The sequence below is a fragment of the Geodermatophilus sp. SYSU D00697 genome (genome assembly GCF_054050175.1).
The window spans coordinates 123,470-147,988 of record NZ_JBJGYV010000011.1 but is presented as its reverse complement, the minus strand read 5'-3'; the positions used below and the strand labels follow the sequence as shown (position 1 = coordinate 147,988).

The following is a 24,519-nucleotide window of genomic DNA, read 5'->3' as shown; positions in this document are numbered from 1 at the left end:
CCTCCTTCAGTCGCGGCGGCGCAGCAGGTCGTGCTCGGTGACCGCGGCCAGCGCCAGGGTCTTGTAGCCGACCTCCTCGAAGAGGACGACGACCCGGTCGTCCTCCACCCGCATCACCACGCCCGGGCCCCACTCGGCGTGCTCGACCGGTGTCTGCGCGGGGAAGGGGGTGTCGTCGTCGGCGGCCGGCTGCTCCTGGGAGAGCCCCGCCGAGCAGTTGTCGCAGTTGCCACAGGGCTGCTCGAGCTGCTCGCCGAAGTAGCCGAGCAGGAACTGCCGCCGGCACTCGGTGGTCTCGGCGTAGCCCCGCATCATCTCGACCCGGCTGTGGTCCACCCGCTCGTGGTGCTCGGCCAGCTCGCGGGCGGCGGCCGCGGCCTCGCCGGGGTCGGGTGCGTCCGCGGCGGGGTGGGCGGCGCCCTCCTCGTCGAGCACCACCGCCGACACCTGCTCGAGCAGGTTCAGGTCGCGGGCCAGCGGGGTGGCCGCCCGGCCGGTCTCCTCGCGCAGCTGCTTGACGTGGACGCCGTCGTCGATGCCCGCCGCCTCCGCGGCCGCGACCAGGCCGGCGACCTGCTGCAGCTCCTCCTCCGGCGGGATCCCGGCGGCGAAGAACTTCCGCACGCCGAGGTCCTCCTGCCGGTACACCAGCACGGCCAGTGCCGGCTGCCCGTCGCGGCCGGCGCGGCCGATCTCCTGGTAGTAGCTGTCGATGGAGTCGGCGGGCTCGGCGTGGACGACGAAGCGGGTGTCGGGCTTGTCGATGCCCATGCCGAAGGCGGTCGTGGCGACGACGACGTCCAGCTCGTCGTCCATGAACGCCCGCTGGGTCTCCTCGCGCTCGGCCTTGCGCAGCCCCGCGTGGTAGGCGGCGGCGCGCAGCCCGCGCTCCCCGAGCTCGGCGGCGAGCTCCTCGGTGCCCTTGCGAGTGGCGCTGTAGACGATGCCCGGCGTGCGGCCCTCCCCGACCTCGGCGAGCACGCGGTCGAGCACGGCCGGCTGCTTGCCGTGGGCGTCGGGGTGCTGGTCGACCTCCAGCCGGATCTCCGGGCGGTCGAAGCCCGCGACGACGGTGCGGGGGTCGCGCATGCCCAGCCGCTCGAGGATCTCCGCCCGCACCGGCGGCGCCGCGGTCGCGGTGAGGGCGAGCACGGTCGGGTGGCCCAGCTGCTCCACGACCGCGCCCAGCCGCAGGTAGTCGGGCCGGAAGTCGTGCCCCCACGCTGAGACGCAGTGCGCCTCGTCCACGACGAACAGCGCCGGGCGCGCCTCGGCGATGGCCTCCACCACCTCGGGCTTGGTGAGCTGCTCGGGGGCGAGGAACAGGTAGCGGACCGTTCCGTCCGCCAGGCCCTCGAGGGCGGCGCGCTGGTCGCCGGCCGTCAGGGCCGAGTTGAGCTGCGCGGCCTCGCCGTCGAGGCCGTCGAGCTCCTCGAGCCGGTCGACCTGGTCGCGCTGCAGCGCGATCAGCGGGGAGACGACCAGCACCGGACCGCCGGCGAGCTGGCCGGCGACCTGGTAGACCGCGGACTTCCCGGCGCCCGAGGGCAGCACGGCCAGGGTGTCCCGCCCGGAGACGACGGCCTGCATCGCCTCCTCCTGGCCGGGCCGGAACTCCTCGATGCCGAGGAGGTCGCGGGCCACCTCGCGGATGCGGCGGGTGCGGACGGAGGCGGACGCCCCGGCGGGGTGGTCCTCGTTCTTGCGGGGCACCGGCTCCCGCTGCCCGTGGGCCGGGACCGGCAAACGGAACGCCGGTGTGCTCTCTCGCGCAGGCCTCCCCGCGGGGGAGGCCTGCGCAGTTCGAGACTCGCGGTGCCGTCGCCGACTCCGCGGTACACGGCGTGGTCGGCGGCCACGCGGCGAGGTGGGCGGCGCCGTCCCGTCGACCGAGGACGCCGGGCGGTCCCACGACTCCGCAGCTGCGCCTCGGGCGACCGGGAACCGCCGCGGCTGCGGCTACGCTCGGTCGGTGGCCGCCTCTTACCGCATCGCCGAGGCTGCTGAGCTGCTCGGCGTCAGCGACGACACGGTGCGCCGCTGGATCGACAGCGGCCGGCTGCCGGCCCGCCGCGACGGGAGCGGCCCGGCGCAGGTGTACGGCGCGGACCTCGCCCGGGTCGCCACCCGGCTGCACGAGGCCCCCGAGCCCGGGACCACACGGCACTCGTCGGCCCGCAACCGGCTCACCGGCATCGTCACCCGCGTCGTCCGGGACACCGTCATGGCCCAGGTGGAGATCCAGGCCGGGCCGTTCCGGGTCGTCTCGCTCATGTCCCGCGAGGCGGCCGACGAGCTCGGCCTCGACGTCGGCGTGCGGGCGGTGGCGACGGTGAAGGCCACCCAGGTCAGCGTCGACGTCCCATAGCCGCACCCTCGGCGACGCACCGGGTACGGGATCCGCACCTGCGCTGGTGGAACGGCTACAGTCCCGCAGGTGCGGACACGGACCCCACTGCTCGCGGCGGTGCTCCTCCTGGCCGGCTGCGGCGGCTCGCCGGACGACGGTGCGACGGGCGAGACGGGCGACGGGCTCACCGGCACCCTCACCGTCTTCGCCGCGGCGTCGCTGACCGACGTCTTCACCGGGCTGGGGGAGTCACTGGAGGACCAGCAGCCCGGCCTGGACGTGCAGTTCAACTTCGCCGGCAGCTCCGCGCTGGCCACGCAGATCACGCAGGGCGCGCCGGCGGACGTCTTCGCCTCGGCCAACCAGGCGCAGATGACCGTGGTGACCGATGCCGAGCTGGCCGAGGGCGACCCGGTGGTGTTCACGTCGAACGTGCTGGAGATCGCCGTCCCCGCGGGCAACTCGGCGGGCGTGACCGGGCTGGCCGACCTCGCGCGGGAGGACCTCGCCGTCGCCCTCTGCGCCCCCGAGGTGCCGTGCGGCGCCGCGGCCGAGGACGTCCTGGCCGCCGCCGGCGTGACCGCCGCGCCCGACACGCTGGAGGAGGACGTCCGCGCCGCGCTGACCAAGGTCGAGCTCGGCGAGGTCGACGCCGCCCTGGTCTACGCCAGCGACGTCGCCGCCGCGGGTGACGCGGTCGAGGGCATCGCGTTCCCCGAGGCCGAGGGCGCGGTCAACGACTACCCGATCGTCGCCCTGGCCGAGGCGCCCAACCCCGGGGCGGCGGCCGCCTTCGTCGACCTCGTGCGGTCCGAGGAGGGTCAGCAGGCGCTCGCCGACGCCGGCTTCCGGACCCCGTGAGCGGACAGCGGCGGGAGGCCGGCGTCCCGCTGCCGCTGCTGGTGCCGGCGGCGCTCGGGGTCGCCTTCCTCGTCTTGCCGCTCGTCGGCCTCCTCGTCCGCGCGCCGTGGGGTGTGTTGTGGCCGCAGCTGACCTCGCCGGCCGTCGGCCAGGCGCTGCGGCTCTCGCTGGTCTCGGCGACGCTGGCCACCGCGGTCTCCCTGGTGCTCGGCGTGCCGCTGGCCTGGGTGCTGGCCCGCTCGCGTGCCCGGGGCCGGTCGGTGCTGCGCGCCCTGGTGACCGTCCCGCTGGTGCTGCCGCCGGTCGTCGGCGGGGTCGCGCTGTTCCTCGTGCTGGGCCGGCAGGGGATCGTCGGCCGCTGGCTGGACCAGGCCTTCGACGTCACGATCCCGTTCACCACGACGGCGGTCGTGATCGCCGAGACGTTCGTGGCGATGCCGTTCCTGGTCATCAGCGTGGAGGGGGCGCTGCGCGCGGCCGATGCCCGGTTCGAGGACGCCGCGGCCACCCTCGGGGCCGACCGCTGGACGACGTTCCGCCGGGTCACCCTCCCGCTGGTGGCCCCGGGCATCGCCGCCGGCGCGGTGCTCTGCTGGGCCCGCGCGCTCGGCGAGTTCGGCGCGACGATCACCTTCGCCGGCAACTTCCCGGGGACGACGCAGACGATGCCGCTGGCCGTGTACCTGGCGCTGCAGCAGGACCCCGAGGCGGCGATCGTCCTCTCCCTGGTGCTGCTCGTCGTCTCGCTGGCCACACTGCTCCTGCTGCGGGACCGCTGGCTGTCGCGGGCGGGGGCATGACCCTCGCGGCCGACGTCCGGGTGACCCGCGGCACCACGACCGTCGACGTGGCCGTCGAGGTCGCCGACGGCGAGGTGCTCGCTGTCCTCGGGCCGAACGGGGCCGGCAAGTCCACGCTGCTGCGGGTGCTGGCCGGTCTGGTGCGCCCGGACGACGGCCGGGTGGTGGTCGAGGGCCGTGAGGTCTGGGACGACGTCGCCGCCGGCGTGCACGTTCCCGCGCACGGGCGCCGGCTCGGGATGGTGTTCCAGGACCACCTGCTCTTCCCGCACCTGTCGGTCACCGACAACGTCGCCTTCGGCCTGCGCACGCGCGGGGTGCGCAAGGCCGCGGCGCGGGCGACGGCGGGGGAGTGGCTGGTGAGGGTGGGGCTCGAGGGCCTCGGCGACCGCCGGCCCGGGCAGCTCTCCGGCGGGCAGGCGCAGCGGGCGGCGCTGGCCCGGGCGCTGGTCGGTGACCCCGCCGTCCTGCTGCTCGACGAGCCGCTCTCGGCGCTGGACGCGCGCACCCGGCTCACCGTCCGCGCCGAGCTGCGCCGGCACCTGGCCGGCTTCGGGGGCAGCACGGTCCTGGTCACCCACGACCCGGTCGACGCCATGGCGCTGGCCGACCGGGTCGTGGTCGTCGAGGAGGGCCGGGTGGTGCAGAGCGGGACGCCGGCCGACGTCAGCCGGCACCCGCGTACGGACTACGTCGCCCGGTTGGTGGGGCTGGCGCTGCTGCCGGGCACCGGGGCCGGCACGTCGGTACGGCTGGACGGCGGGGGCGCGGTGGCGGTGGCCGAGGAGACCGCGGGGCCGGTGTTCGTCGCCGTCCGCCCCGAGTCGGTGGCGCTGTACCTGAGCGCGCCGCACGGCAGCCCGCGCAACGTCTGGCCCGCCCGGCTGGTGTCGGCCACGCCGCACGGGGCGACGGTGCGCTGCGAGCTGGACGGCGAGGTGCCGCTGGTCGCCGACGTCACCGCGACCGCCTTCGCCGAGCTGGGCCTCGCGCCCGGGTCGGCGGTGTGGGCGACGGTGAAGGCCTCCGAGGTCGCGGTCTACGCGCGCTGAGAGGCTGGACCCCATGAGCGCAGTCGCGGGTCTGGTCCTCGCCGCCGGCGGCGGCCGCCGCTACGGGATGCCCAAGGCCCTGGCCGAGTACGAGGGCAGCCTGCTGGTCGAGCGGGCGGTCCGGACGGCGCGGGAGGTGTGCGACCCGGTGCTGGTCGTGCTCGGCGCCCGCGCGGTGGACGTCTGGCGGACCGCCGACCTCGACGGCGCGATGGTGCTGGCCAACCGCGACTGGGAGACGGGCATGGCCTCGTCGCTGCGCACCGGGCTGGAGGGGCTGCGGGGCTGGCCGGGGAGGGTGGACGCCGCCCTCGTGCTGCTGGTCGACATGCCGGGCATGACCCCGGTCGCGCTGTCCCGGATGGCCGAGCACGCCGCGCCCGACGCGCTCGCCGTCGCCACCTACGACGGCGTCCGCGGGCACCCGGTGCTGCTCGGCCGCGACCACTGGGCCGGCGTGGCGGAGACGGCGACCGGCGACGAGGGCGCCCGCCGCTACCTGGCCACGCACCCGGTCACCGAGGTGGACTGCACCGGCCTGGCCGACCCCACCGACCTCGACGTCCCGCCTCCGGGCTCCGCCTCCGGGGTACCGTCGGCGCCGTGATCGCCCGGGTCGTGGACACGCCGCTGTCGGTCGCCGAGCACGAGGACGCCGTGGCGGACAAGGCCGCCGGTGCGGTCGTCTCCTTCGCCGGCGTGGTGCGCGACCACGACGGCGGCCGGTCGGTGACCGAGCTCGAGTACGTCGGCCACCCGACCGCGCAGGACGTCATCGTCGAGCTGGCCGAGGAGTTCGCCGCCCGGCCCGAGGTGCACGCCGTGGCGGTGTCGCACCGCATCGGGATGCTGGGCATCGGCGACGTCGCCCTGGCCTGCGCGGTCAGCGCCTCCCACCGCGGCGAGGCCTTCGCGGTCTGCGCCGAGCTCGTCGACGAGGTGAAGAAGCGGCTGCCGATCTGGAAGCGGCAGGTCTTCACCGACGGCGAGGAGGAGTGGGTCGCCTGCCCCTGAGGGCCGCGTCCCGGCCCCGTCCAGGGGCTCGCCGCGAGCCTGCGAGTGGTGAGGGGGACGGGGCCCTCGATCAGTCGTCGACCAGCACGACCTCGTACTGGTCGGCGGTCGGCGGGATGCCGGTGTCGAACTTGGCGTTGACCACGGCGAGCACGCCGTCGGAGCGGATCGCGGTCGCCGGCGACTGGAACCGCGGGTCGGTGATCTCCTCCACCACGGTCCCCGATGCCAGGTCGTCGTCCAGCCGCACCTCGGTGACCGTGTTGGCCGGGTTGCGGACCACCCAGCCGCGGTCGCCGGCCAGGACGATGCCGTCGGCGCCCGGCACGCTGACCCCCTCGACCCGCGCGCTCTGCCCGGTCGCGGGGTCCACGGTGGCCAGCTCCCCGGTGCCCGAGTGCGCGACGACCAGCGTCTCCCCGGAGCGGGTCGCGGCGATCCCGTTGAGGTCGAACTCCCCACTGGTGTCGGCCGCGGGGCCGCTCAGGGGCAGCACCTCGGCCTCGCCGGGGACACCGTCCTCCACGGGCACGAAGTACAGCTGGGGCTGGAAGCTGTCGGTGAACCAGGCGCCCTCGCGGGTGACCGTGACGTCGTTGACGAACGACGTGGCGGGGTCGCCGAGCTGGTAGGTGGCCACCGTGTCGCCGGTCCGGGTGTCGTAGACGTGGGCGGCACCCGGCCCGCCGGCGACGAACAGCAGCCGGTGCCGGCGGTCGGTGTCCATGCCGACGGCCATCCGTGCGGGCTGGTCGGGGACGTCGATGAACAGCTCGGCCGTCCCCGCCTCCAGGTCGCCGCGGAAGACGTCCCCGCGGTACAGGTCGCCGGCGTAGAAGGTGGCGCCCCGGCCCTCGGCGATCCCCTCGGCCGAGCTCGCACCCGGCAGGACGATGACGCCGTCCGGCGGGGCGGCCGTGGCCGGGCCGGCCGCCCCTGCCACGAGGGCCAGGACGGCGGCCAGGGGAAGAGTCGGGGAGCGGGGGAGAGCGGACCTGGGCATGGTGCCTCCTGGTCGCGGCCGCGTCGGCACGGTCGGGCCGAGCGGGGCGCACCGGCCCGGGCGCTCCACGATGGCACCCCCCGCTGACGACGGGAAGGGCCTGCGGTCAGAGCTCCCCTGCCTCCCGCTCGGGCGGAGGCGGCGCGACCGGCGTCATCCCGGAGGCCATGAGGGTGCTCAGGAGGCGCGCCACGGACTCGACCAGCGGCAGGTCCCGTGCGGCGCTGCGTGGACGGGCGCGGAACCCCCAGGCGCACAGCGTGCCGAACACCTCCCCGTCAGGGGTGACGAGCGGGACGCCGAGGTAGGCGGCGATCCGCGAGACCGGTCCGGTCATGCGCTTGGCGTACGCCGGGACGGCCGCGGTGACCGTGGCCGCCCGTGGGGCCTCCCCGGTGATCATGGAACGGCAGAACGTGTCCGCCCACGGCAGCCAGGTCCCGGGACGGATCACGTCCGGAGGGTGGGCGTGCAGCACCACCTGCCGCTCGTCCACCACCTGGGTCACGACCCACACGTCCCAGCCGAGGCGCTCGTGCAGGGCGGCCAGCGCCCCGCAGGCCGCGGCGTGGAAGTCCCGCCACGGGACGACGTCCGCGACGGCTGGAGCGGCCATGTCCCCATCGTCCTCGCTGGGCGCCGGTTACGGAACAGGATCGGGCGCAGGCTCAGCGGATCGGGGCCGCGCCCTCGTCCGGGTGCTGCCGGGCTGCCTCCTCGCGGTCGGCGGCCTCCTCCTCGGCCTCGCCCTCGAGACGCCGCGCCTCGCCGGCGACCTGCGCCGCGGCGTCCCCGTGCGACTCGCCGTAGACCTCCTCGGCCCGGCCGATCAGCTCCTCGGCCTTCGCCTTGGCCTTGTCCCAGATGCTCATGCGCCCATTCTCGACCGTCCGCCGTCCCGAGGCGTGGTCAGCGGTGCGCCGGGGTCATCCTCCGGCGAACGGGGGCAGCACGTCGACGACCGCCCCGGGCTGCAGGGCCAGCGACCGGTCACGCGTCTGGGTCCCGTCGACGAGGAACGAGCAGGCGGTGAGCACCCGCTCCAGCTTCTCGCCGTGGGTGTCGACGATCTGTCCGACGAGCTCCTCCAGGGAGCCCGCGGTGCGCGTCTCGCTGTCCACCCCGGCGGCGGCCCGCGCTCCGGCGAAGTACCGCACCGTGACGGCGGCCGTGCTCATGGTCCTCCTCCGCGCTCGCTCACGGTCAGCCGCCGATGGCCGACATCGGCCGGGAGGGCTGCAGGAAGCTGGGGTCGTCGATGCCGTGCCCGGGCAGCTTGGCCAGCGTCGCGATCCGCCAGCGGTCGGCCAGCTCGGCGTCGGTGGCGCCCTCGCGCATCGGCGTCCGCAGGTCGGACTCCTCGCGGGCGAACAGGCAGTTGCGCACCTGGCCGTCGGCGGTCAGCCGCGTGCGGTCGCAGGTGCCGCAGAACGACCGCGTCACCGAGGCGATCACCCCGACGGTCGCCGGCCCGCCGTCGACCAGCCAGCGCTCGGCCGGAGCCGAGCCGCGCTCCTCGGTGTCGGGCGTCAGGGTGTGCGCCCGGGAGAGCCGCTCGAGGATGTCCTCGGCGGTGACCATCTCCCCGCGCGTCCAGGCGTGGTGGGCGTCGAGCGGCATCTGCTCGATGAACCGCAGCTGGTAGCCCTGCTCGAGGCAGAAGTCGAGCAGCGGGACGGCGTCGGCCTCGTTCATCCCCCGCAGCAGGACGGCGTTGACCTTGACCGGCGTCAGGCCGGCCGCCTGCGCCGCGGCGAGGCCGGCGAGCACGTCGTCGAGCCGGTCGCGGTGGGTCAGCTGCTTGAACCGGTCGCGGTCGAGGGTGTCGAGGCTGACGTTGATCCGGTCCAGGCCGGCCTCGGCCAGCGCGGGCGCGACCCGGGCCAGGCCGATCGCGTTGGTGGTGAGGCTGACCTCCGGCCGCGGCGTGAGCGCCGTTGCCGCCTGCACGATGCCGACCAGGCCGGGGCGCAGCAGCGGCTCCCCGCCGGTGAACCGGACCTCGCGGATGCCCAGCTGCTCGACGCCGATGCGGACCAGGCGGGCGACCTCGTCGTCGGTGAGGACCTCGACCTTGGGCAGCCAGTCCAGCCCCTCGGGCGGCATGCAGTAGGTGCAGCGCAGGTTGCACCGGTCGGTGAGGGAGACCCGCAGGTCGGTGGCGACCCGGCCGTGCCGGTCGACCAGCCCGCCGGTGCCGGGCACCGGATCCGGGCGGCGCACGACCGGGTCGGGCAGCGGAGTCGTCGAGGTCACGCCCCTGAATGTAATCGCGGAGGACGACCCTGTGCCGCCTCCGGACGTGCGACGGGGGCGACCGGAGTCCCGGTCGCCCCCGTCCGGGCGTCAGGCGATGGGGGTGGGGGCCACCGGGTCCGGCGGCACCGGCACCGAGCCCTGGATGCGGTTGCGGGCCTGGCAGTCGCTGGTGCAGTTGGTGGCGCCGGCGGACAGCTCGATCGCGTCCTCGCCGAGCACGCCACCCATCCGGCCACCGGAGGCCACCGACCAGCGGGTCGTCGTCCCGTCCTGGGAGAGCCTGGTCGCCACCTGGGGGCTGTCCTTGCCGAGCAGCATCTGGTGCGTCGCGTCACCGGCGACGCCGTCGCCGAAGTTGACCTTCCCGGTGAACTCGTTCACGAAGTAGAACAGGCCCGGGCCGAGGGTGTGGACGTACTCGACCGGGGTGCCGAACTCCTGTTCCATCTGGAAGATCCCGCCCTGCGGAGCGTCCTTGGCCTGGATCTTGAGCTTGCCCGCCGCGGTGGCGAACTCCGCGACCAGGACGCCGTCGCGCAGGCGCAGCTCACTGATCCGCACGCCGCGCAGCTGGGCAGCGGTCAGCTGCGGCACCTTCGACGCGAAGACGACGGTCGGGGTCGTCACCATGCGCTGTGGGTCGGGAGCGCCGGTCAGCGTGTAGCCGTGGACGCCGAGCGTGGCCGGGTCGATGGTGAAGGTGACGTGCCGGCCGTGGACGCCGATCGGGCCGGCGGGCGTGACGTCGCGCAGGCGGGCCTCCCGGCCGGCCCCGGGGTCGGTGGTGCGCCCGTTGACGACGACGGCGAAGTCGCCTCCCGTCGCGGAGGCCGAGGTCCCGCCCCCGTCGTCGGCCGACGTCGGGTCGTCGCCGCCCTTCGCTGCGGCGGTGGCGGGGACGAACAGGACGGCGAGTGCCGCGAGGAGAGCCGGCAGGAGGCGGGAGCGGGAGGTGGGAGGCACGGGGCTCCTTCGGGAGGGGATGCGTCACGTGTGCGGTAGCTCACACAGAGTGCATGAACCTTCATGCAGCGTCACGATGACGCGCCCGGCCGGCCCGGAAAGCGGTGCCGGAGGGTCCGAGGTCGTTGCTACGGTCGGCGTGCCACCCGAGAGACCGGCGGGCAGCCCCGCACTCGCCTGTGGCCAGGAAGCGCGAGAAGTCCGTGTCACCCCGCACCGTCTTCAGTCCCTACGTCCGCCTCTTCGCCGTGCCCGGCTCGGTGGCGTTCTCCTTCGCCGGGTGGGTCGCCCGCCTCCCCATCCCGATGCTCGGCCTCGGTGCCGTGCTGCTCGTCGCCGGGGAGACCGGCAGCTACGGGCTGGCCGGCGCGGTCTCCGGGGCGCTGGCGCTGAGCTTCTCCCTCGCCAGCCCCCAGTGGGCCCGGGCGATGGACCGTCGGGGCCAGGGCGTCGTCCTGCGCTGGGCGATGACGGCCTACCTGGTCTCCGGCGTCGGCTTCGTGGCCGCGGTGACCGCCGGGGCGCCGCGCTGGTCGTGGTTCGTGCTGGCCGCCGTCTGCGGGGCCAGCGGGCCGAACATCGGCTCGCTGGTGCGGGCGCGCTGGGCGGCAGCCCTCGAGGACGCCCGCGGACGGCAGACCGCCTTCGCCCTGGAGGCCGTCGTCGACGAGGTCGTCTTCGTCGTCGGCCCGCCGCTGGTCACGCTGCTGGCCACGCTCATCGCGCCGCCCGTCGGCTTCCTCACCGGGATCGTCCTGGGCTCGGTCGGCGGCTTCTGGCTGGCCGGTCAGCGTGCCACCGAGCCTGCGCTGCACGTGCCCGACCCCGCCGCGCCTCCCCGCCGGTGGGCGGCCCTCAACGCCACCGTGCTGGTGGTGGCGGCGGCCTACGTGGCCGTCGGCGCGGTCTTCGGGGCGATGGACGTCGTCGTCGTGGGTTTCGCCGCCGCCGAGGGTGCGCCGGCGCTGGCCGGGGTCGCGCTCGCGGTCTACGCGGGCGGCAGCCTCGTGGCCGGCCTGCTCTACGGCGTCCTCCGGCTGCCGGGCACGCTGACCACCCGGTTCCTGGCCACCGCCGTCGCCTTCGGGGTGGCCGCCCAGCTGATGTGGGGCGTCGGCTCGCTGGTCGTCCTGGTCGGCGCGGGCTTCCTCGCCGGCCTGACGATCGCCCCCGTGCTGGTGTCGGGGACCTCGCTGGTGGAGTCCCGCGTGCCTCGGACCGCGCTCACCGAGGCGCTGTCCTGGACGACGACCGGGCTGACGCTCGGCGTGACGGCGGGTTCCGCGCTGGCCGGCGCGGCCGTCGACGCGTGGGGGGCGGAGAGCGCGTTCGCCGTCCCCGCCCTGGCCGCGGCGCTGGCCGGGCTGCTCGCGCTGACCGGGGCGCCGCTGCTGCGCCGTCGTCCGGAGGTCCCGGTGGGAAGGGTGCAGCCGGCCGCGCGGGTTGACGACGGCGTCAAGGGGTAGGCGCTCCGCGGGTGGCCCCGTCGTGAGTGCCGCCCCTCCCGACCGAGAGGAACGAATGCCCGTGGCCACCGTGCCCACCATCCGCCTGAACAACGGCGTCGAGATCCCCCAGCTCGGCTTCGGCGTCTTCCAGATCCCGCCGGACCAGACCGCCGACGCGACGCGCACCGCGCTGGAGGTCGGCTACCGGCACATCGACACCGCGCAGATGTACGGGAACGAGAAGGGCGTCGGCGATGCCGTCCGCAGCTCGGGGATCCCCCGCGAGGAGGTGTTCGTCACCAGCAAGCTGAACAACAACCGGCAGACGCGCGAGGAGATCCTCCGGTCGTTCGACCAGAGTCTGTCCGAGCTCGGCTTCGACCAGCTCGACCTCTTCCTGATCCACTGGCCCCTGCCCACGGTGAGCGACTACGTGGCCCGCTGGAAGGTGATGGAGGAGATCTACGCCAGCGGCCGGACCCGCGCGATCGGCGTCTCCAACTTCCAGCCGCACCACCTGCGGAACCTGTTCGCGGACACCGAGGTCCGCCCCGCGGTCAACCAGATCGAGGTGCACCCCTACCTCGGCAACGAGGAGGCGCGGGCCTTCGGCGCCGACCACGAGATCGTCACGGAGGCGTGGGCGCCCATCGCCAAGGGTGCGGTGTCCGACGACCCGGCGATCAAGGAGATCGCCGAGCAGCTGGGCAGGACCCCGGCGCAGGTGACCCTGCGCTGGCACGTCCAGCGGGGGGACGTCGTCTTCCCCAAGTCGGTCACCCGCAGCCGGGTCGAGGAGAACTTCGCGATCTTCGACTTCGAGCTCGACGAGTCCGCGATGGCGGCCATCACCGGCCTCGACCGGGGCGAGCGGACCGGTCCCGACCCGGACACGTTCGACTACATCCCCGGCTGACGCCCAGCGGAGTGCCAGGGCGCGGAGGACGCGTCCCTGGCACTCCGCTCAGCGGGTCTGCAGCAGGGCCGCCCGCACGATGGCCAGCACCGTCTCGCCGTCCACCCCCAGACCCCGGGCCTGGAGGGCGAGCTCGGCGGCCGTCCGCCGCAACTGCTCCTCCGCCGGCGCGGCCGGCCGGCCGGTGACGACGGTGCCGGTCCGCCGCCGGCTGGCCACCAGCCCGGCCGCCTCGAGCTCGGCGTAGGCGCGCGCCACCGTGCCGGTCGCCACGCCGAGGTCGGCCGCCAGGGCCCGCATCGTGGGCAGCCGATCGCCCTCCCGCAGCAGCCCGCCGTCGACGTAGGCGGCGATCTGACCGCGGATCTGCTCGTAGGGCGGCGTCGCGGCGCGGACGTCCACCGTGATGTCGAGCGCCACCGCGGTCAGGCCGGGACGGCGGGCTCGCCGGCCGGCACGCCGGGCGCGCGGACGGCGGCGACCACGACGCCGGCCAGGAGGGCGGCGATCCCGCACCCGGCCCCCGCGACGCCGAGGGCCGCCGTCAGGTCCTGCCCGGTGGAGGAGCCCACGCTCCACACCGCGTGGCCGGCCACGGTCAGCAGCCCGCCGGTCACCACGAGGGTCGTCGCGGCCGCCGCGCGCAGCACGCGGTGGGTCGAGGCCCGCCGCAGGGCCGCCTCGGCGCGCTCGTCCTCGGTCGCCACGGCCGGACGGGTGGCCACGACCCACAGCGCCGCCGCGGTCACGACGGCCAGCACGAGCAGCCCGAGCCCGGCCGGACGGCCGTAGACGAGCCCCGGGAACGGGCCGGCCGTCGCCTCGACCGGCGGGACCTCGAGGGTCAGGCTGCGGCCGTCCGGCGCGGCCAGCGCGGCGCCGAGGGCGATCGTGGCGACGGCGCCGACCGACGCTGCTGCCGTCGTCCGGACCAGCCACCTCGGGCCCGCGTCCAGCAGCCCACGGCGCACCAGCCGGGCGCGGCGAACCCCACCGCTCGGCCGGGGCCAGGTGAGCTCGCCCAGGGCCAGGACGGCGGTGTGCACCACCCCGGCGGCGACCGGCACCAGCAAGGCGGTCACCCCCAGGCTGCCCGGGGAGCTGGAGCCCAGCCCGGCCTGGCCCACGGCCACCGCCGCGGCGGCACCCAGCAAGAGCGCGGCACCACCGGTGCGGACGGCGTGCGTGCGGGCGGCGGCGACCGCGGCCTCCCGGCTGGGCGGGTTCCGCCGGGCGACCGCGGCGCCTCCCGCCACCGCGCCGACGAGGACGACCACCAGCAGGAGCGGCACCAGCGCCACGACGTCCTCCACTGCCCCAATGAGTCAAGAGATTGACACAATGGTCGGTGCCGCGTCGTCGGGCAAGCCCCCGCGCGGGGGTGCCGGCGGATCTGCTCCGCTCAGTCGGTCGTGACGAAGTCGATGAGCTCCTCGACCCGGCCGATCAGCGCCGGCTCCAGGTCGGTCCAGGTCCGCACGCGGGCGAGGATCCGCTGCGCCCAGACGTAGCCGGTGTCGTCCTCCCAGCCCAGCCGGCGGCAGACGCCCTCCTTCCACGACTCACCCTTGGGCACCGTCGGCCAGGCGCGGATGCCGACCACCTGCGGCTTGACCGCCTGCCAGATGTCGATGAACGGGTGGCCGACGACCAGAGCGTGGGCGCCGGTCACCTGGTCGGCGATCCGCGACTCCTTGGAGCCCGTCACCAGGTGGTCGACCAGCACGCCGAGCCGCCGTCCGGACGCCGGGCGGAACTCGCGCACGATCGCCGGCAGGTCGTCCACGCCGTGCAGCGGCTCCACGACGACGCCCTCGATGCGCAGGTCGTGGCCCCAGACCTTCTCGACGAGCTCGGCGTCGTGCTTGCCCTCGACGTAGATCCGCCCCTCGCGGGCGACCCGCGCGCGGGCGCCGGCGACGTAGGTGGACCCGGACGCGCTCCGCGTGGGGGCCGAAGGCGCCTGCGGCTTCGGCCGCACCAGCACGACCGGGCGGCCGTCGACCCAGAACCCGGGGCCCAGCGGGTAGGCGCGGACCTTCCCGAACCGGTCCTCGAGGTGGACGACGTCCTTCTCGCAGCGCACCACGGCGCCCACGAAACCCGAGCTCGGGTCCTCGACGACGAGGTCCCGTTCGGCCTCGACCTGCGGGGTGGGCTTCTTGACGGTGCGCGGGTGGACCAGGCTGTCGTACGGCGAGCGGGGAGGCACGCCCTCCAGGATGAGCAGCAGCGGGTCCCCTGACGGAGGCGACGCGCCGAGGGCCGGCCGACCGCGACACGCCCGGCGGTGACGCCGTGACGTTGCGTAGCCGCGCTCCCCGAGGTGATCGGCAACATCAGTTGCGCACGATCGACACGCCGTGCGACCTGCGCGAACGCCGATCGTGGCCGCCGGCGGTCCTCGTCCTCAGCTCCCGGGTCGGGGCCGTCCCGGGCGTGTCGGACCGGCTTGTCCGTTTCGTGACCTGACTCCTGGTCACCCAAGCAGTCGACCTTTCCGCCAGTGCTCAGATGGGAGCGACGACGACGATGATCGGTACCGACGCCATCAGCCGTGTGATCGGCAAGGACGTGTACGACGAGTCCGGAGACAAGATCGGCTCGGCCTCGGAGGTCTACCTCGACGACGAGACCGGTCAGCCGGAGTGGGTCACCGTCCGCACCGGCCTGTTCGGCACCAAGGAGTCGTTCGTGCCGATCCGGCAGGCCGACCTCACCGACGACGGCCTCCGCGTACCGGTGAGCAAGGCCGCGGTGAAGGACGCCCCGAAGATCGACACCGAGGGTCACCTGTCCCCGCAGGAGGAGCAGGAGCTCTACCGCTACTACGGCATGGACTTCGGGTCTGGGTCCATGGGCCGCACCGACACCACCGTCGGCCGCGTCGACCGCGACACCACCACCGGCACGACGACCGGCACCGAGTCGACCACCGGGATGGCGACCACGGGCATGGCCGGCCAGGGCGCCGCCGACCGCGACCTGACCGACCGGGACCGCGACCTGACCGACCGGGACCGCGACCTGACCGGCACGGCCGGGACCACGGGTCGCGTTGACCGCACCGGCGAACCCGGCGTCGTCGGCCGCGACACCTCCGGCCCCACGACGGACAACGCCATGACCCGCTCCGAGGAGCAGGTCAACGTCGGTACCCGCAGCGAGGAGGTCGGCCGCGCCCGGCTGCGCAAGTACGTCGTCAACGAGACCGTGACCGAGACGGTGCCGGTCTCCCGCGAGGAGGTCCGGGTCGAGCGCGAGCCGATCACGGACGCCAACGTGGGCAACGCGATGGACGGCCCGGCGATCTCCGAGGAGGAGCACGAGGTCACCCTCCACGCGGAGCGCCCGGTGGTGGAGAAGGAGGCCGTCCCCGTCGAGCGCGTGCGCCTGGACACCGAGACGGTGACCGACACCGAGACCGTCTCCGCCGACGTCCGCAAGGAGCAGATCGACGTGGACGACGCGCAGGGCACCGGCCGGCGCGATGTCCTGGACCGCGACCGGGACGGGCGGATCGGCTGACCGCACCCGCTCTCCACGGCGCCCGCCCGGTTCGTCCGGGCGGGCGCCGTCGCGTCCGGGGGCGGCACCGTCGCATCCGAGGACGCCGCCGGGACGGGGTCGTCGTCCGGACGGGGGCCGCCGTCCCCACCGGGCAGGTGGGATGCTCAGAACGTGAGTGAGACCACGCTGGAGCCGGTGTCCGCCTCGGGCGACGGGTTCGCCGGCCCCGACGAGCTGGCCGCGGCCCTCGAGGGCACCGGTTACCTCCCCGACGAAGGGCTGGCCACGGCGGCCTACCTGGCCCTGGCGATGCACCGCCCGCTGTTCCTCGAGGGGGAGGCCGGCGTCGGCAAGACCGCGCTGGCGCAGGCGTTGTCGCAGGTGACCGGGCGGCCGCTCTACCGGCTGCAGTGCTACGAGGGCCTGGAGGCCAGTCAGGCGCTCTACGACTGGGACTTCGGCCGGCAGCTGCTGCACCTGCGTGCCGCCGAGGCCGCGCACGCCACCGGCGACACCGAGACCCTCGAGGCCTCCCTCTACGACCGGCGGTTCCTGCTGGCCCGCCCGCTGCTGCAGGCGCTGGAGGACTCCCCGAGCGTGCTCCTGGTCGACGAGGTCGACCGCGCCGACGACGAGTTCGAGGCCTTCCTGCTCGAGGTGCTGTCCGACTTCACCATCTCGATCCCCGAGCTCGGCACGATCCGCGCGGTCACCCCGCCGCTGGTCGTCCTCACGTCCAACCGCACCCGCGAGGTGCACGACGCCCTCAAGCGGCGCTGCCTCTACCACTGGTTGCAGCACCCCGACTTCGACCGCGAGGTCGCCATCCTGCGCACCCGGCTGCCGCAGGTGACCGAGCAGCTGGCCCGCGAGGTGGCCCGGGCGACGGCGAAGCTGCGCACGCTCGACCTGCTCAAGCCCCCCGGCGTCGCCGAGGCGATGGACTGGGCGACCGCGCTGCACACCCTGGGCGCCCGGGACCTCGACCCCGACGTCGCCGCGCGCACGCTGGGTGCGGTCCTCAAGTACCGCGAGGACACCGACCGGGTGCACGCGCTGGCGAGGGGGGCGCTCTTCGGTGGCTGAGTCCGCCGGTGTCGGGAGCGACACCCGTGTCGGGGGCCGCGAACGCGGCGGTGTCGCACCCGATACCGCGCACCGGCGGGACCGGGACGTCGTCGACACGGTGCTGGGCTTCGCGCGCACCCTGCGCCACGCCGGGGTCGCCGCGAGCCCCGACCGGGTGGAGGCGATGCTGGCCGCGACCGGCGCGCTCGACGTCCTCGACGCCACCGACGTCTACTGGGCCGGGCGGCTGACCCTGTGCGCCGGCCCCGACGACCTGGACCGTTACGACGCCGCCTTCGCCGCCTACTTCGGCGGCGAGGCGCCGCGCGCGACCCGCTCGGCGGCGCAGCCGGAGCGCGTGCTGGCCACCACCGCCCCGCTGGAGGCCGGCTCCGGGCAGGGCGACGAGGGGGAGCAGCCGCCGGAGCTCGCCGGCCGGGCCAGCGCCGACGAGGTGCTCCGGCACCGGGACGTCGCCGAGATGAGCGTGGCCGAGCGCGAGCACCTGCGCCGGCTGTTCGCGCTGCTGGTGCCGGCCTCCCCGATGCGCGCCTCCCGCCGGCGGCGGCCGAGCGCCCACGGCCCGGTGCACGCGTCCCGCACGGTCCGCCACGCCCTGCACGACGGCGGGGAGGTCACCCGGCTGCTCCACCGCCGGGCCCGGCCGCGACCGCGCCGCGTCGTCCTGCTGATCGACGTCTCCGGGTCGATGAGCCCCTACGCCGACGCGCTGATGCGGTTCGCGCACGCGGCGGTGCGCGCCCACCCGGCCGCGACCGAGGTGTTCACCATCGGCACCCGGCTGACCCGCGTCACCCGGGAGATGCGGCTGCGCGACCCGGACAAGGCGCTGGCCGCCAGCGGCACCGCCATCCCCGACTGGTCCGGGGGCACCCGGCTGGGGGAGGTGCTCAAGGCCTTCCTCGACCGGTGGGGCCAGCGCGGGACGGCCCGCGGTGCGGTCGTCGTCCTCTGCAGCGACGGGTGGGAGCGGGGCGGCACCGACGTGCTCGCCGAGCAGATGGCCCGGCTGCACCGGCTGGCGCACGCGGTCGTGTGGGTCAACCCGCACAAGGGCCGCGAGGGGTACGAGCCGCTGACCGCGGGCATGCAGGCGGCCCTGCCGTTCATCGACGCCTTCGTGGCCGGGCACAGCATGGCGGCGTTCGAGGAGCTCGCGGGAGTGATCTCCCGTGCCTGAGGTGTTGAGCGGAGTGCCACGGTGCGGGTCCCCTGCACCTCCACACCCCGCTGGGAGAAGAGGTAGCGATGCGTGACGTGCTCGACGACCTGGTCGGCTGGTGGCAGGCGGGCGAGACCGTCGGGATGGGGACGGTCGTCGCCACCTGGCGCTCGGCACCGCGCCCGGCCGGCGCGTCCATGCTGGTGGGCCCCGACGGCACCGCCGTGGGCAGCGTCTCCGGCGGCTGCGTCGAGGGCGCGGTCTACGAGGAGGCCAAGGACGTCGTCGAGACCGGCGTCCCGACCCTCGAGCGGTACGGCGTCAGCGACGACGACGCCTTCGCCGTCGGGCTGACCTGCGGCGGCATCCTCGACGTCTTCGTCGAGCGGGTGTCCCGCGAGTCCTTCCCCGAGCTGGGGGAGATCGCCGAGTCGGTCGCGGCGCACGAGCCGGTCGCCGTCGTCACCTGCGTCGCCGGCCCCGAGGACCGGGTCGGCCGGCGGCTGGTCATCTGGCCCGACCGCACCTCCGGCACCCTGGGCCTGCAGCGGCTGGACGACGCCGTGGCCGCGGACGCCCGCGGCATGCTCGCGGCCGGGCGCACCGGGCAGATGCACTTCGGGCACGACGGCGAGCGCCGGGGCGACGACCTCACGCTGTTCGTCAACTCCTTCGCCCCGCCGGCCCGGATGGTCGTGTTCGGCGCCATCGACTTCGCCGCCGCGGTCGCCCGGGTCGGCGCGTTCCTCGGCTACCGGGTCACCGTCTGCGACGCCCGCCCGGTGTTCGCGACGCCCAAGCGCTTCCCCGACGCCCACGAGGTGGTCGTGGAGTGGCCGCACCGCTACCTGCAGGCCGAGGTGGACGCCGGACGCATCGACGAGCGCACCGTGCTCTGCGTGCTCACCCACGACCCGAAGTTCGACGTCCCGCTGCTGGAGGTCGCGCTGCGGCTGCCGGTGGCCTACGTCGGCGCCATGGGGTCGCGGCGCACGCACGAGGAACGGCTCGCGCGGCTGTCGGAAGCCGGGCTGGCCAAGGAGGAGCTGGCCAAGCTCTCCTCGCCGATCGGCCTGGACCTGGGCGCCCGCACCCCCGAGGAGACCGCCATCTCGATCGCGGCGGAGATCATCGCGGGCCGCTGGGGCGGCTCGGGGGAGCGGTTGACCGGCATCGAGGGCCCGATCCACAAGACCGCCGAACGCTGAGGCGCGACGTTCCCGGCCCCCTGCAGGGGCCGCCGCGAGCTCGCGAGTGGCGGGGGCCATAGACCCTTTCCATAGCGGATCAGGTATACCGTTGCTGCTATGTCGCCGTCGCGCCGCAGCCGGTTCCCGGGCCTGGAGGACCTGGCCGACCGCCGTCGCGGGCTCATCGAGGAGCTGGTCCGCCTCCGCCAGGAGAGCGACCTGAGCCAGACCGAGCTCGCCGCGCGCATGGGGACCTCCCAGTCCGCCGTCGCCCGGCTGGAGAGCGGTGAGCTCGACGCGCGGCTGTCCACTCTCGAGCGCTACGCGGCCGCCCTGGGTCGCACCGTCGACTGGCAGGTCCGACCGTCCGAGGAGTCGTCATGACCCGAGCAACCTGGCCACCCGTGCCGCCCGGTCCTCCCGAGCCGCCGTTCCCGCCGCGGACGCCGGAGTGGCCGCGCACCCCGTGGCGGCCCGAGCCGCGCCCGCCGGGGCCGGCCCCGTCCTCGGCGTCGGCCGCGGTGGTGGTGGGTGCGAGCGACTGGCTGGCCGAGCGGCTGCTCGAGCAGCGCGTGGTCACCCTCGCCGGCGAGCTGGACGCCGAGGTGGTCAACCGGGCCGTGGCCGAGCTCGCGCTGCTCGACGCCACCGGGGACGGACCGGTCCGGCTGCAGCTGTCGGGGGTCAGCGCGGACCTGGACGGCGCGCTCACCCTGGTCGACGCCCTCGACCTCGAGGGTGCGCCCGTGCACGCGACCTCCCTGGGCACGCTCACCGGCGCCGCGCTGGCCGTGCTGGCCGTCGCCGACCGCCGGCAGGCCGGGACGCACGCGAGCTTCCACCTGTGCGAGCCCCGGGCTCCACGCGGGGTGCCCGGCCACGAGGTGGAGGCCTGGGCCGCCGAGCACGCCCGGCAGCTGCGCCGCCTCCAGGAGCGGCTGGCCGGTGCGTGCGGCCGGCCGGTCGAGGAGGTCGCCGCCGACATGCGGGCCGGGCGGGTCCTCACCGCCGAGGAGGCCCGCACCTACGGCCTGCTCGACGCCGGGTCGGTCCGCTGAGCGATCGCACCCACTCGTACGACGTCGAGGTCGTCGGGCTGCTGGCCTCGCCGGTGCACCGGTACGGCGGGCGGCCGCGGGCCCCGTCCCGGCGATGGACGGCGACCGGCGGTTGCAGATCGAGGTGCGCGCCGGTCACGGCGTCGTGGGCGACCGCTACGCGGGCCGGCCCGCGCACCGGGACGCCCAGCTCACCGTCGTCGCCGTCGAGGCGCTGGAGGCCCTGGCCGCCGATCTCGGCGTGCCGCCGCTCGACCCGCTGCTCACCCGGCGCACCGTCGTCCTCCGCGGCGCGGAGGTGGAGGCGCTGCGCGGTCAGGAGTTCACCCTCGACAGCGGCGCGGGCCCGGTGCGGCTCGGGGGTGGCCGGCCGGCGCACCCGTGTGCCTGGATGGACGTCGTCCTCGCGCCCGGCGCCCACCGCGGGCTGCGCGGCCGCAGCGGGGTGCGCTGCGCCGCGCTGTCGGACGGCGTGCTGCGGCTGGGGCCCGCCGTCCTCGCCACCGCCGTCCCCCTGGACCCCGCCCGCGCGGGGGAGGCCGTGCTCCGCCGCTGACCGGGTCGCGCGCCGCTCAGCCCAGGAGGGTCCGCACCGCCGCGGGGGCCTGCGTCGGCCTGAGCAGTGGCGCGACCCGGCCGTCGCCGGCGGCGGCCAGCGCGGCACAGCGGGCCACCGACTCCGGCTCCTCCGACAGCGACAGCACGTGCAGGTGCGCACCGGCACGGGCCAGCGCCGCCGCGGCCGGGAGGGGGTCCGGGCTGTCGGTCGGCACCCCGTCGGAGAGCAGCAGCACGTCGCGAGCGGCCGCGCGGGAACCCGCCAGCTGGGCCGCCGCCGTGCGCAGACCGAGGTCGAGGTCGGTCGTCCCGCCGCCGTCGAGGTCGAAGAGCCGGTCGATGACGACGTCGGTCCGCGGGTCGGTCGACAGCGTCCGCAGCACCACCGCCCGCGACCAGAACGCCACCACGGCGAGCTCGTCGCCGGGCCGCATCCGCTGCGCCAGCGCCGAGGCGGTCAGGACGGCGACGGCCAGTTCGTCGCCGGCGACCGAGCCGGAGGCGTCGACGAGGAGCACGCAGGCCCGGCCGGTGGAGCGCCAGCCGCGCGTGTGCAGGTGCTCGGCGCGCCAGTGCGGCTCGGCGCCGCGGGCGGCGAGGGTGGCGTCCAGGTCGATGTCGCTGCCGGTGTCGTCGCGGCGGGTGACCACCCGTCGGGTGCCCGGGCGGTCGGGGACACCGGCCCGCGGCGTCCCCACCGGCAGCCGGCAGGCCAGCGCCCGGGCGGCGGCGCGCAGCGTCGGGTCGAACGCCCGGCCCATGGCCGTGAGCAGCCGGTTGGCCGCGTCGGGGTCGCGGGCGGTGAGCTCGGCCAGCGCGTCCTCGTCGAGCTCGCCGAGCTGCGGGGAGACCTGCTGGAACTCCGGGTGCGCCCAGGACAGCTCGTCGCGGCCGGCGCGGCGGGCCTGGTGCTGCCTGAGCAGCTGCTCGACGTCGTCGGGGTCCTCCGTGGGCGCCGGCCGCGGCGGACGGCGCCCCGGGGGCGCGCTCAGCCCGCCGTCCCCCGGCGGAGGTGACGGTGGCTCGGGGTCGCCCGGCTCCTCGGGCGTCAGGCTTTTCCCAGCTCCTCACCCGCCCGGCGCCAGATGTCGGCGACGACGTCCTCCACCGGGCGCGCGGTGCCGTCGGCGAGGGTGACCTTGCCGGTGAGCGCGGCCAGCGCGGCGTCCAGGCCGGTGGCGTCCTCGACGGCCTCCTGCCCGCGGACGGTGGCCAGCTCCGCGGCGATCAGCACGGTGTCGATGGCCCCGCGCACCGAGGAGCCGATGCGCAGCTCGGGGTGGTCGCGGGTGATCCGCACGGTCCGGACCGCCCGGGCGACCAGGTCGGCCGGGCTCCCGGTCGCGGCGGAGACGACCGCGAGCTCGGCGTCCTCGTCCTGGTAGCCCATCGCCACGCGGCAGGACCGGTCGTAGAGCGCCGGCGTCACGCGCGCGGTGCCGACGGCGTCGAACGGGTTCATCGCCGCGACCAGCCGGAAGGTGGGGCGGGCGGCGACCCGGCCGAAGCGGGGCACGTGCATCTCCCGCTCGGAGAGCACCCCGAGGAGGACGTTCATCGTCTCCTCGGGGACCCGGTTGAACTCCTCGACGTAGAGGATCGCGCCGTCGGTCATGGCCCGGGTGAGCGGTCCGGGGACGAAGTTCTCGGCGCGGTAGTCCTCGGTGAGCACGCGCGAGGCGTCGTGGTGGCCGACCAGCCGGGTGGGGGTCAGCTCGGCGTTGCCCTCGACGAGCACCAGCGGCACGCCCGCGCCGTCGGCCAGCGAGCGCAGCAGCGTCGTCTTGCCGGTGCCCGGCGGGCCCTCCAGCAGGACGTTCCGGCCGGCCGACAGCGCGGCGGCGACGACCTCGGCCTCGCGGATGCGGGCGACCACCCGCTCCCGGGCGACCCGGACCATGCCGGTCACGTCGAGCCGCCGGGCGGCGGTGGCGGTGCTCACGACGGTGCTCCTCCGGAGGTGGACGTGCGACCGGGGCGCCCCGCAGGGGCGCCCCGGCCATGGCCCCGTCCAGGGCACCACCCTGAGCCTGCGGAGGGTGGGGGACGGGGTCCTTCCTCAGTCGTAGATGATCACGCCGCGGATGTTCTTCCCGGCCTTCATGTCCTCGTAGCCCTGGTTGACGTCGTCGAGCTTGTACCGGTTGGTGATCAGCTCGTCGAGCTTGAGCTTCCCCTCCTGGTAGAGGCGGAGCATCTTCAGGATGTCGGCGCTCGGGTTCTGGTCGCCGAACAGCGCGCCGCGGATCTCCTTGGTGAACAGCGCCAGCATGCTGGGGTTGATCGGGATGCCCACGTCGGTGAGGTCGCCGAGGCCGGTGATCACGACGCGCCCGCCCTTGCCGATGGCGTCGAAGGCCTGGGCGACGTGCTCGCCCTTCAGCACCCCGACGGTGATCAGCGCCTTGTCCGCGCCCTGCCCGTTGGTGACGCTGCGGGCGAAGTCGGCGGCCTGCTCGATGCTCTCGAAGGCGTGGGTGGCGCCGAGCTCCTGCGCCTTCTCGCGCTTGAAGGCGATCGGGTCGACGGCGATGACGTGGCTGGCGCCGGCGTGCGCCGCACCCTGGACGGCGTTGATGCCGATCCCGCCGATGCCCATGACGATCACCGTGTCACCGGCCTTGACCTCGCCGGCCTGCACCGCGGTGCCCCAGCCGGTGCCCACGCCGCAGCCGGTCAGGCAGGCGACGTCGAGCGGGATGTCGTCGGGGATCTTCACCGTGGAGCGGACGTCGACGGTCGTCACCTCGGCGAAGGTGCCCAGGCCGCACATCTGGCCGACCGGAGTGCCGTCGGAGGTCTGGAAGCGGAAGCTCTCCGCGTCGTCCCAGCGGGAGCCGACCAGCAGGTTGGCGCCGGAGTCGCAGATGTACTGCTGGCCGTTGGCGCAGTATCGGCAGCGGCCGCAGCCGGGCAGGAACGAGAAGACGACGTGGTCGCCCTCCTTGAACCCGGGCGTGCCCGGGCCGACGGCGGTGACGACGCCGGAGCCCTCGTGGCCGCCGAGGAACGGGTAGTGGCCGACCTGCATGTCGCCGCTGGCGATGTGGTCGTCCGAGTGGCACAGCCCGGACGCCGCCAGCTTGACCTGGAGTTCGCCCTGTCGTGGGTCGTCCGCCACCAGGTCGGTGACCTCCCACGTGCCGGGAGCGGAGCGCAAGATCGCGCCGCGGGTGTTCACGGGCACAGTGACCTCCTCGTCGCCCTCACCGCTGAGGGCTCGCCTGCATGCACCAGCGCATGACCGTGACAGCACGGTATGGCGCGGGTCACACCGGGGGAAGGG

Annotated in this window: 28 protein-coding genes and 1 pseudogene; 16 read left to right on the top strand and 13 right to left on the bottom strand. The window is 75.3% G+C overall.

Features of this window, described 5'->3' with window-relative positions; genetic code table 11:
- Window positions 1-6 precede the first annotated feature (6 nt).
- Window positions 7-1,713, bottom strand: coding sequence for a RecQ family ATP-dependent DNA helicase (locus ACI79C_RS12020; protein ID WP_456945888.1), 1,707 nt, complete (start codon window positions 1,711-1,713; stop codon window positions 7-9).
- Between the two features lie 259 nt (window positions 1,714-1,972).
- Between ACI79C_RS12020 and ACI79C_RS12015 the strand changes: the two genes are divergently transcribed.
- From ACI79C_RS12015 to ACI79C_RS11985, 7 genes and pseudogenes are all read left to right on the top strand, one after another.
- A complete protein-coding gene (locus ACI79C_RS12015) occupies window positions 1,973-2,368 on the top strand; it encodes a TOBE domain-containing protein (RefSeq protein WP_456945887.1) in 396 nt (131 codons plus the stop codon).
- A gap of 69 nt (window positions 2,369-2,437) precedes the next feature.
- On the top strand, window positions 2,438-3,211 hold the full coding sequence (modA, locus tag ACI79C_RS12010; RefSeq protein WP_456945886.1) for a molybdate ABC transporter substrate-binding protein: 774 nt from the start codon (window positions 2,438-2,440) through the stop codon (window positions 3,209-3,211).
- Window positions 3,208-4,011: an ABC transporter permease gene (locus ACI79C_RS12005; protein ID WP_456945885.1), complete on the top strand. Its 804-nt coding sequence runs from the start codon at window positions 3,208-3,210 to the stop codon at window positions 4,009-4,011. Before modA ends, ACI79C_RS12005 begins: the two co-directional genes overlap by 4 nt.
- Before the next feature lie 11 nt (window positions 4,012-4,022).
- A pseudogene (locus ACI79C_RS12000) lies at window positions 4,023-4,487 on the top strand (ATP-binding cassette domain-containing protein); the annotation flags it as partial.
- 120 nt (window positions 4,488-4,607) lie between these two features.
- Entirely contained in the window at window positions 4,608-5,063 is a 456-nt protein-coding gene (locus tag ACI79C_RS11995) for a TOBE-like domain-containing protein (protein ID WP_456945902.1), read from the top strand.
- A 13-nt stretch (window positions 5,064-5,076) separates the two neighbouring features.
- Window positions 5,077-5,670, top strand: coding sequence for a nucleotidyltransferase family protein (locus ACI79C_RS11990; RefSeq protein ID WP_456945884.1), 594 nt, complete (start codon window positions 5,077-5,079; stop codon window positions 5,668-5,670).
- A complete protein-coding gene (locus ACI79C_RS11985; protein ID WP_456945883.1) occupies window positions 5,667-6,077 on the top strand; it encodes a molybdenum cofactor biosynthesis protein MoaE in 411 nt (136 codons plus the stop codon). The genes ACI79C_RS11990 and ACI79C_RS11985 overlap by 4 nt, the downstream gene beginning before the upstream one ends.
- 70 nt (window positions 6,078-6,147) lie before the next feature.
- Here the strand turns inward: ACI79C_RS11985 and ACI79C_RS11980 are convergent, their stop codons facing one another.
- From ACI79C_RS11980 to ACI79C_RS11955, 6 genes are all read right to left on the bottom strand, one after another.
- Window positions 6,148-7,080 (bottom strand): SMP-30/gluconolactonase/LRE family protein, encoded by a 933-nt coding sequence (locus tag ACI79C_RS11980; RefSeq protein ID WP_456945882.1) that lies wholly within the window; start codon window positions 7,078-7,080, stop codon window positions 6,148-6,150.
- 106 nt (window positions 7,081-7,186) lie between these two features.
- On the bottom strand, window positions 7,187-7,696 hold the full coding sequence (locus ACI79C_RS11975; RefSeq protein ID WP_456945881.1) for a GAF domain-containing protein: 510 nt from the start codon (window positions 7,694-7,696) through the stop codon (window positions 7,187-7,189).
- A 52-nt stretch (window positions 7,697-7,748) separates the two neighbouring features.
- Window positions 7,749-7,952: a hypothetical protein gene (locus ACI79C_RS11970; RefSeq protein ID WP_456945880.1), complete on the bottom strand. Its 204-nt coding sequence runs from the start codon at window positions 7,950-7,952 to the stop codon at window positions 7,749-7,751.
- A 54-nt stretch (window positions 7,953-8,006) separates the two neighbouring features.
- Window positions 8,007-8,258: a MoaD/ThiS family protein gene (locus ACI79C_RS11965; RefSeq protein WP_456945879.1), complete on the bottom strand. Its 252-nt coding sequence runs from the start codon at window positions 8,256-8,258 to the stop codon at window positions 8,007-8,009.
- 25 nt (window positions 8,259-8,283) lie between these two features.
- A complete protein-coding gene (gene moaA, locus ACI79C_RS11960; protein WP_456945878.1) occupies window positions 8,284-9,336 on the bottom strand; it encodes a GTP 3',8-cyclase MoaA in 1,053 nt (350 codons plus the stop codon).
- Between the two features lie 90 nt (window positions 9,337-9,426).
- The gene (locus ACI79C_RS11955) at window positions 9,427-10,302 is read right to left on the bottom strand and encodes a hypothetical protein (RefSeq protein WP_456945877.1); all 876 of its coding nucleotides are present in this window, start codon (window positions 10,300-10,302) and stop codon (window positions 9,427-9,429) included.
- 203 nt (window positions 10,303-10,505) lie between these two features.
- Between ACI79C_RS11955 and ACI79C_RS11950 the strand changes: the two genes are divergently transcribed.
- Together ACI79C_RS11950 and ACI79C_RS11945 are read left to right on the top strand one after the other, a co-directional pair.
- Window positions 10,506-11,768: an MFS transporter gene (locus ACI79C_RS11950; RefSeq protein ID WP_456945876.1), complete on the top strand. Its 1,263-nt coding sequence runs from the start codon at window positions 10,506-10,508 to the stop codon at window positions 11,766-11,768.
- A 55-nt stretch (window positions 11,769-11,823) separates the two neighbouring features.
- Window positions 11,824-12,666, top strand: a complete 843-nt coding sequence (locus tag ACI79C_RS11945; RefSeq protein WP_456945875.1) for an aldo/keto reductase — start codon at window positions 11,824-11,826, stop codon at window positions 12,664-12,666.
- A 48-nt stretch (window positions 12,667-12,714) separates the two neighbouring features.
- Here the strand turns inward: ACI79C_RS11945 and ACI79C_RS11940 are convergent, their stop codons facing one another.
- The 3 genes from ACI79C_RS11940 to ACI79C_RS11930 form a co-directional block, all read right to left on the bottom strand.
- Window positions 12,715-13,086, bottom strand: coding sequence for a GntR family transcriptional regulator (locus ACI79C_RS11940; RefSeq protein ID WP_456945874.1), 372 nt, complete (start codon window positions 13,084-13,086; stop codon window positions 12,715-12,717).
- A 5-nt stretch (window positions 13,087-13,091) separates the two neighbouring features.
- Window positions 13,092-13,967: a hypothetical protein gene (locus tag ACI79C_RS11935; RefSeq protein WP_456945873.1), complete on the bottom strand. Its 876-nt coding sequence runs from the start codon at window positions 13,965-13,967 to the stop codon at window positions 13,092-13,094.
- 101 nt (window positions 13,968-14,068) lie between these two features.
- Window positions 14,069-14,878, bottom strand: coding sequence for a DUF3097 domain-containing protein (locus tag ACI79C_RS11930; protein ID WP_456945872.1), 810 nt, complete (start codon window positions 14,876-14,878; stop codon window positions 14,069-14,071).
- 320 nt (window positions 14,879-15,198) lie between these two features.
- On the opposite strand from ACI79C_RS11930, the gene ACI79C_RS11925 reads away from it, so the two are divergent.
- The 7 genes from ACI79C_RS11925 (at window position 15,199) to ACI79C_RS11895 (ending at window position 21,231) form a co-directional block, all read left to right on the top strand.
- Window positions 15,199-16,194, top strand: a complete 996-nt coding sequence (locus tag ACI79C_RS11925) for a DUF2382 domain-containing protein (protein ID WP_456945901.1) — start codon at window positions 15,199-15,201, stop codon at window positions 16,192-16,194.
- 153 nt (window positions 16,195-16,347) lie between these two features.
- Window positions 16,348-17,262, top strand: a complete 915-nt coding sequence (locus ACI79C_RS11920; RefSeq protein WP_456945871.1) for an AAA family ATPase — start codon at window positions 16,348-16,350, stop codon at window positions 17,260-17,262.
- On the top strand, window positions 17,255-18,445 hold the full coding sequence (locus ACI79C_RS11915) for a vWA domain-containing protein (RefSeq protein WP_456945870.1): 1,191 nt from the start codon (window positions 17,255-17,257) through the stop codon (window positions 18,443-18,445). Before ACI79C_RS11920 ends, ACI79C_RS11915 begins: the two co-directional genes overlap by 8 nt.
- Before the next feature lie 68 nt (window positions 18,446-18,513).
- The gene (locus ACI79C_RS11910) at window positions 18,514-19,635 is read left to right on the top strand and encodes an XdhC family protein (protein WP_456945869.1); all 1,122 of its coding nucleotides are present in this window, start codon (window positions 18,514-18,516) and stop codon (window positions 19,633-19,635) included.
- A 99-nt stretch (window positions 19,636-19,734) separates the two neighbouring features.
- A complete protein-coding gene (locus tag ACI79C_RS11905; RefSeq protein ID WP_456945868.1) occupies window positions 19,735-20,001 on the top strand; it encodes a helix-turn-helix domain-containing protein in 267 nt (88 codons plus the stop codon).
- The gene (locus tag ACI79C_RS11900) at window positions 19,998-20,675 is read left to right on the top strand and encodes an ATP-dependent Clp protease proteolytic subunit (RefSeq protein ID WP_456945867.1); all 678 of its coding nucleotides are present in this window, start codon (window positions 19,998-20,000) and stop codon (window positions 20,673-20,675) included. The genes ACI79C_RS11905 and ACI79C_RS11900 overlap by 4 nt, the downstream gene beginning before the upstream one ends.
- Window positions 20,676-20,769: 94 nt before the next feature.
- Window positions 20,770-21,231: an MOSC domain-containing protein gene (locus ACI79C_RS11895; protein ID WP_456945866.1), complete on the top strand. Its 462-nt coding sequence runs from the start codon at window positions 20,770-20,772 to the stop codon at window positions 21,229-21,231.
- A gap of 16 nt (window positions 21,232-21,247) precedes the next feature.
- On the opposite strand, the gene ACI79C_RS11890 is transcribed toward ACI79C_RS11895, so the two are convergent.
- From ACI79C_RS11890 to ACI79C_RS11880, 3 genes are all read right to left on the bottom strand, one after another.
- A complete protein-coding gene (locus ACI79C_RS11890; protein ID WP_456945865.1) occupies window positions 21,248-21,994 on the bottom strand; it encodes a vWA domain-containing protein in 747 nt (248 codons plus the stop codon).
- A gap of 287 nt (window positions 21,995-22,281) precedes the next feature.
- Window positions 22,282-23,175, bottom strand: coding sequence for an AAA family ATPase (locus ACI79C_RS11885; RefSeq protein ID WP_456945864.1), 894 nt, complete (start codon window positions 23,173-23,175; stop codon window positions 22,282-22,284).
- 117 nt (window positions 23,176-23,292) lie between these two features.
- The gene (locus ACI79C_RS11880) at window positions 23,293-24,420 is read right to left on the bottom strand and encodes an NDMA-dependent alcohol dehydrogenase (protein ID WP_456945863.1); all 1,128 of its coding nucleotides are present in this window, start codon (window positions 24,418-24,420) and stop codon (window positions 23,293-23,295) included.
- Between the last annotated feature and the right edge of the window lie 99 nt (window positions 24,421-24,519).

Coding starts and splice junctions, on each gene's coding strand:
- ACI79C_RS11995 (WP_456945902.1), top strand. CDS start 4,608: ATGGCGCTGGCCGACCGGGTCGTGGTCGTCGAGGAGGGCCGGGTGGTG.
- ACI79C_RS11990 (WP_456945884.1), top strand. CDS start 5,077: ATGAGCGCAGTCGCGGGTCTGGTCCTCGCCGCCGGCGGCGGCCGCCGC.
- ACI79C_RS11980 (WP_456945882.1), bottom strand. CDS start 7,080: ATGCCCAGGTCCGCTCTCCCCCGCTCCCCGACTCTTCCCCTGGCCGCC.
- ACI79C_RS11975 (WP_456945881.1), bottom strand. CDS start 7,696: ATGGCCGCTCCAGCCGTCGCGGACGTCGTCCCGTGGCGGGACTTCCAC.
- ACI79C_RS11970 (WP_456945880.1), bottom strand. CDS start 7,952: ATGAGCATCTGGGACAAGGCCAAGGCGAAGGCCGAGGAGCTGATCGGC.
- ACI79C_RS11965 (WP_456945879.1), bottom strand. CDS start 8,258: ATGAGCACGGCCGCCGTCACGGTGCGGTACTTCGCCGGAGCGCGGGCC.
- ACI79C_RS11945 (WP_456945875.1), top strand. CDS start 11,824: ATGCCCGTGGCCACCGTGCCCACCATCCGCCTGAACAACGGCGTCGAG.
- ACI79C_RS11925 (WP_456945901.1), top strand. CDS start 15,199: ATGATCGGTACCGACGCCATCAGCCGTGTGATCGGCAAGGACGTGTAC.
- ACI79C_RS11910 (WP_456945869.1), top strand. CDS start 18,514: ATGCGTGACGTGCTCGACGACCTGGTCGGCTGGTGGCAGGCGGGCGAG.
- ACI79C_RS11905 (WP_456945868.1), top strand. CDS start 19,735: ATGTCGCCGTCGCGCCGCAGCCGGTTCCCGGGCCTGGAGGACCTGGCC.
- ACI79C_RS11900 (WP_456945867.1), top strand. CDS start 19,998: ATGACCCGAGCAACCTGGCCACCCGTGCCGCCCGGTCCTCCCGAGCCG.
- ACI79C_RS11895 (WP_456945866.1), top strand. CDS start 20,770: ATGGACGGCGACCGGCGGTTGCAGATCGAGGTGCGCGCCGGTCACGGC.
- ACI79C_RS11890 (WP_456945865.1), bottom strand. CDS start 21,994: ATGGGCCGGGCGTTCGACCCGACGCTGCGCGCCGCCGCCCGGGCGCTG.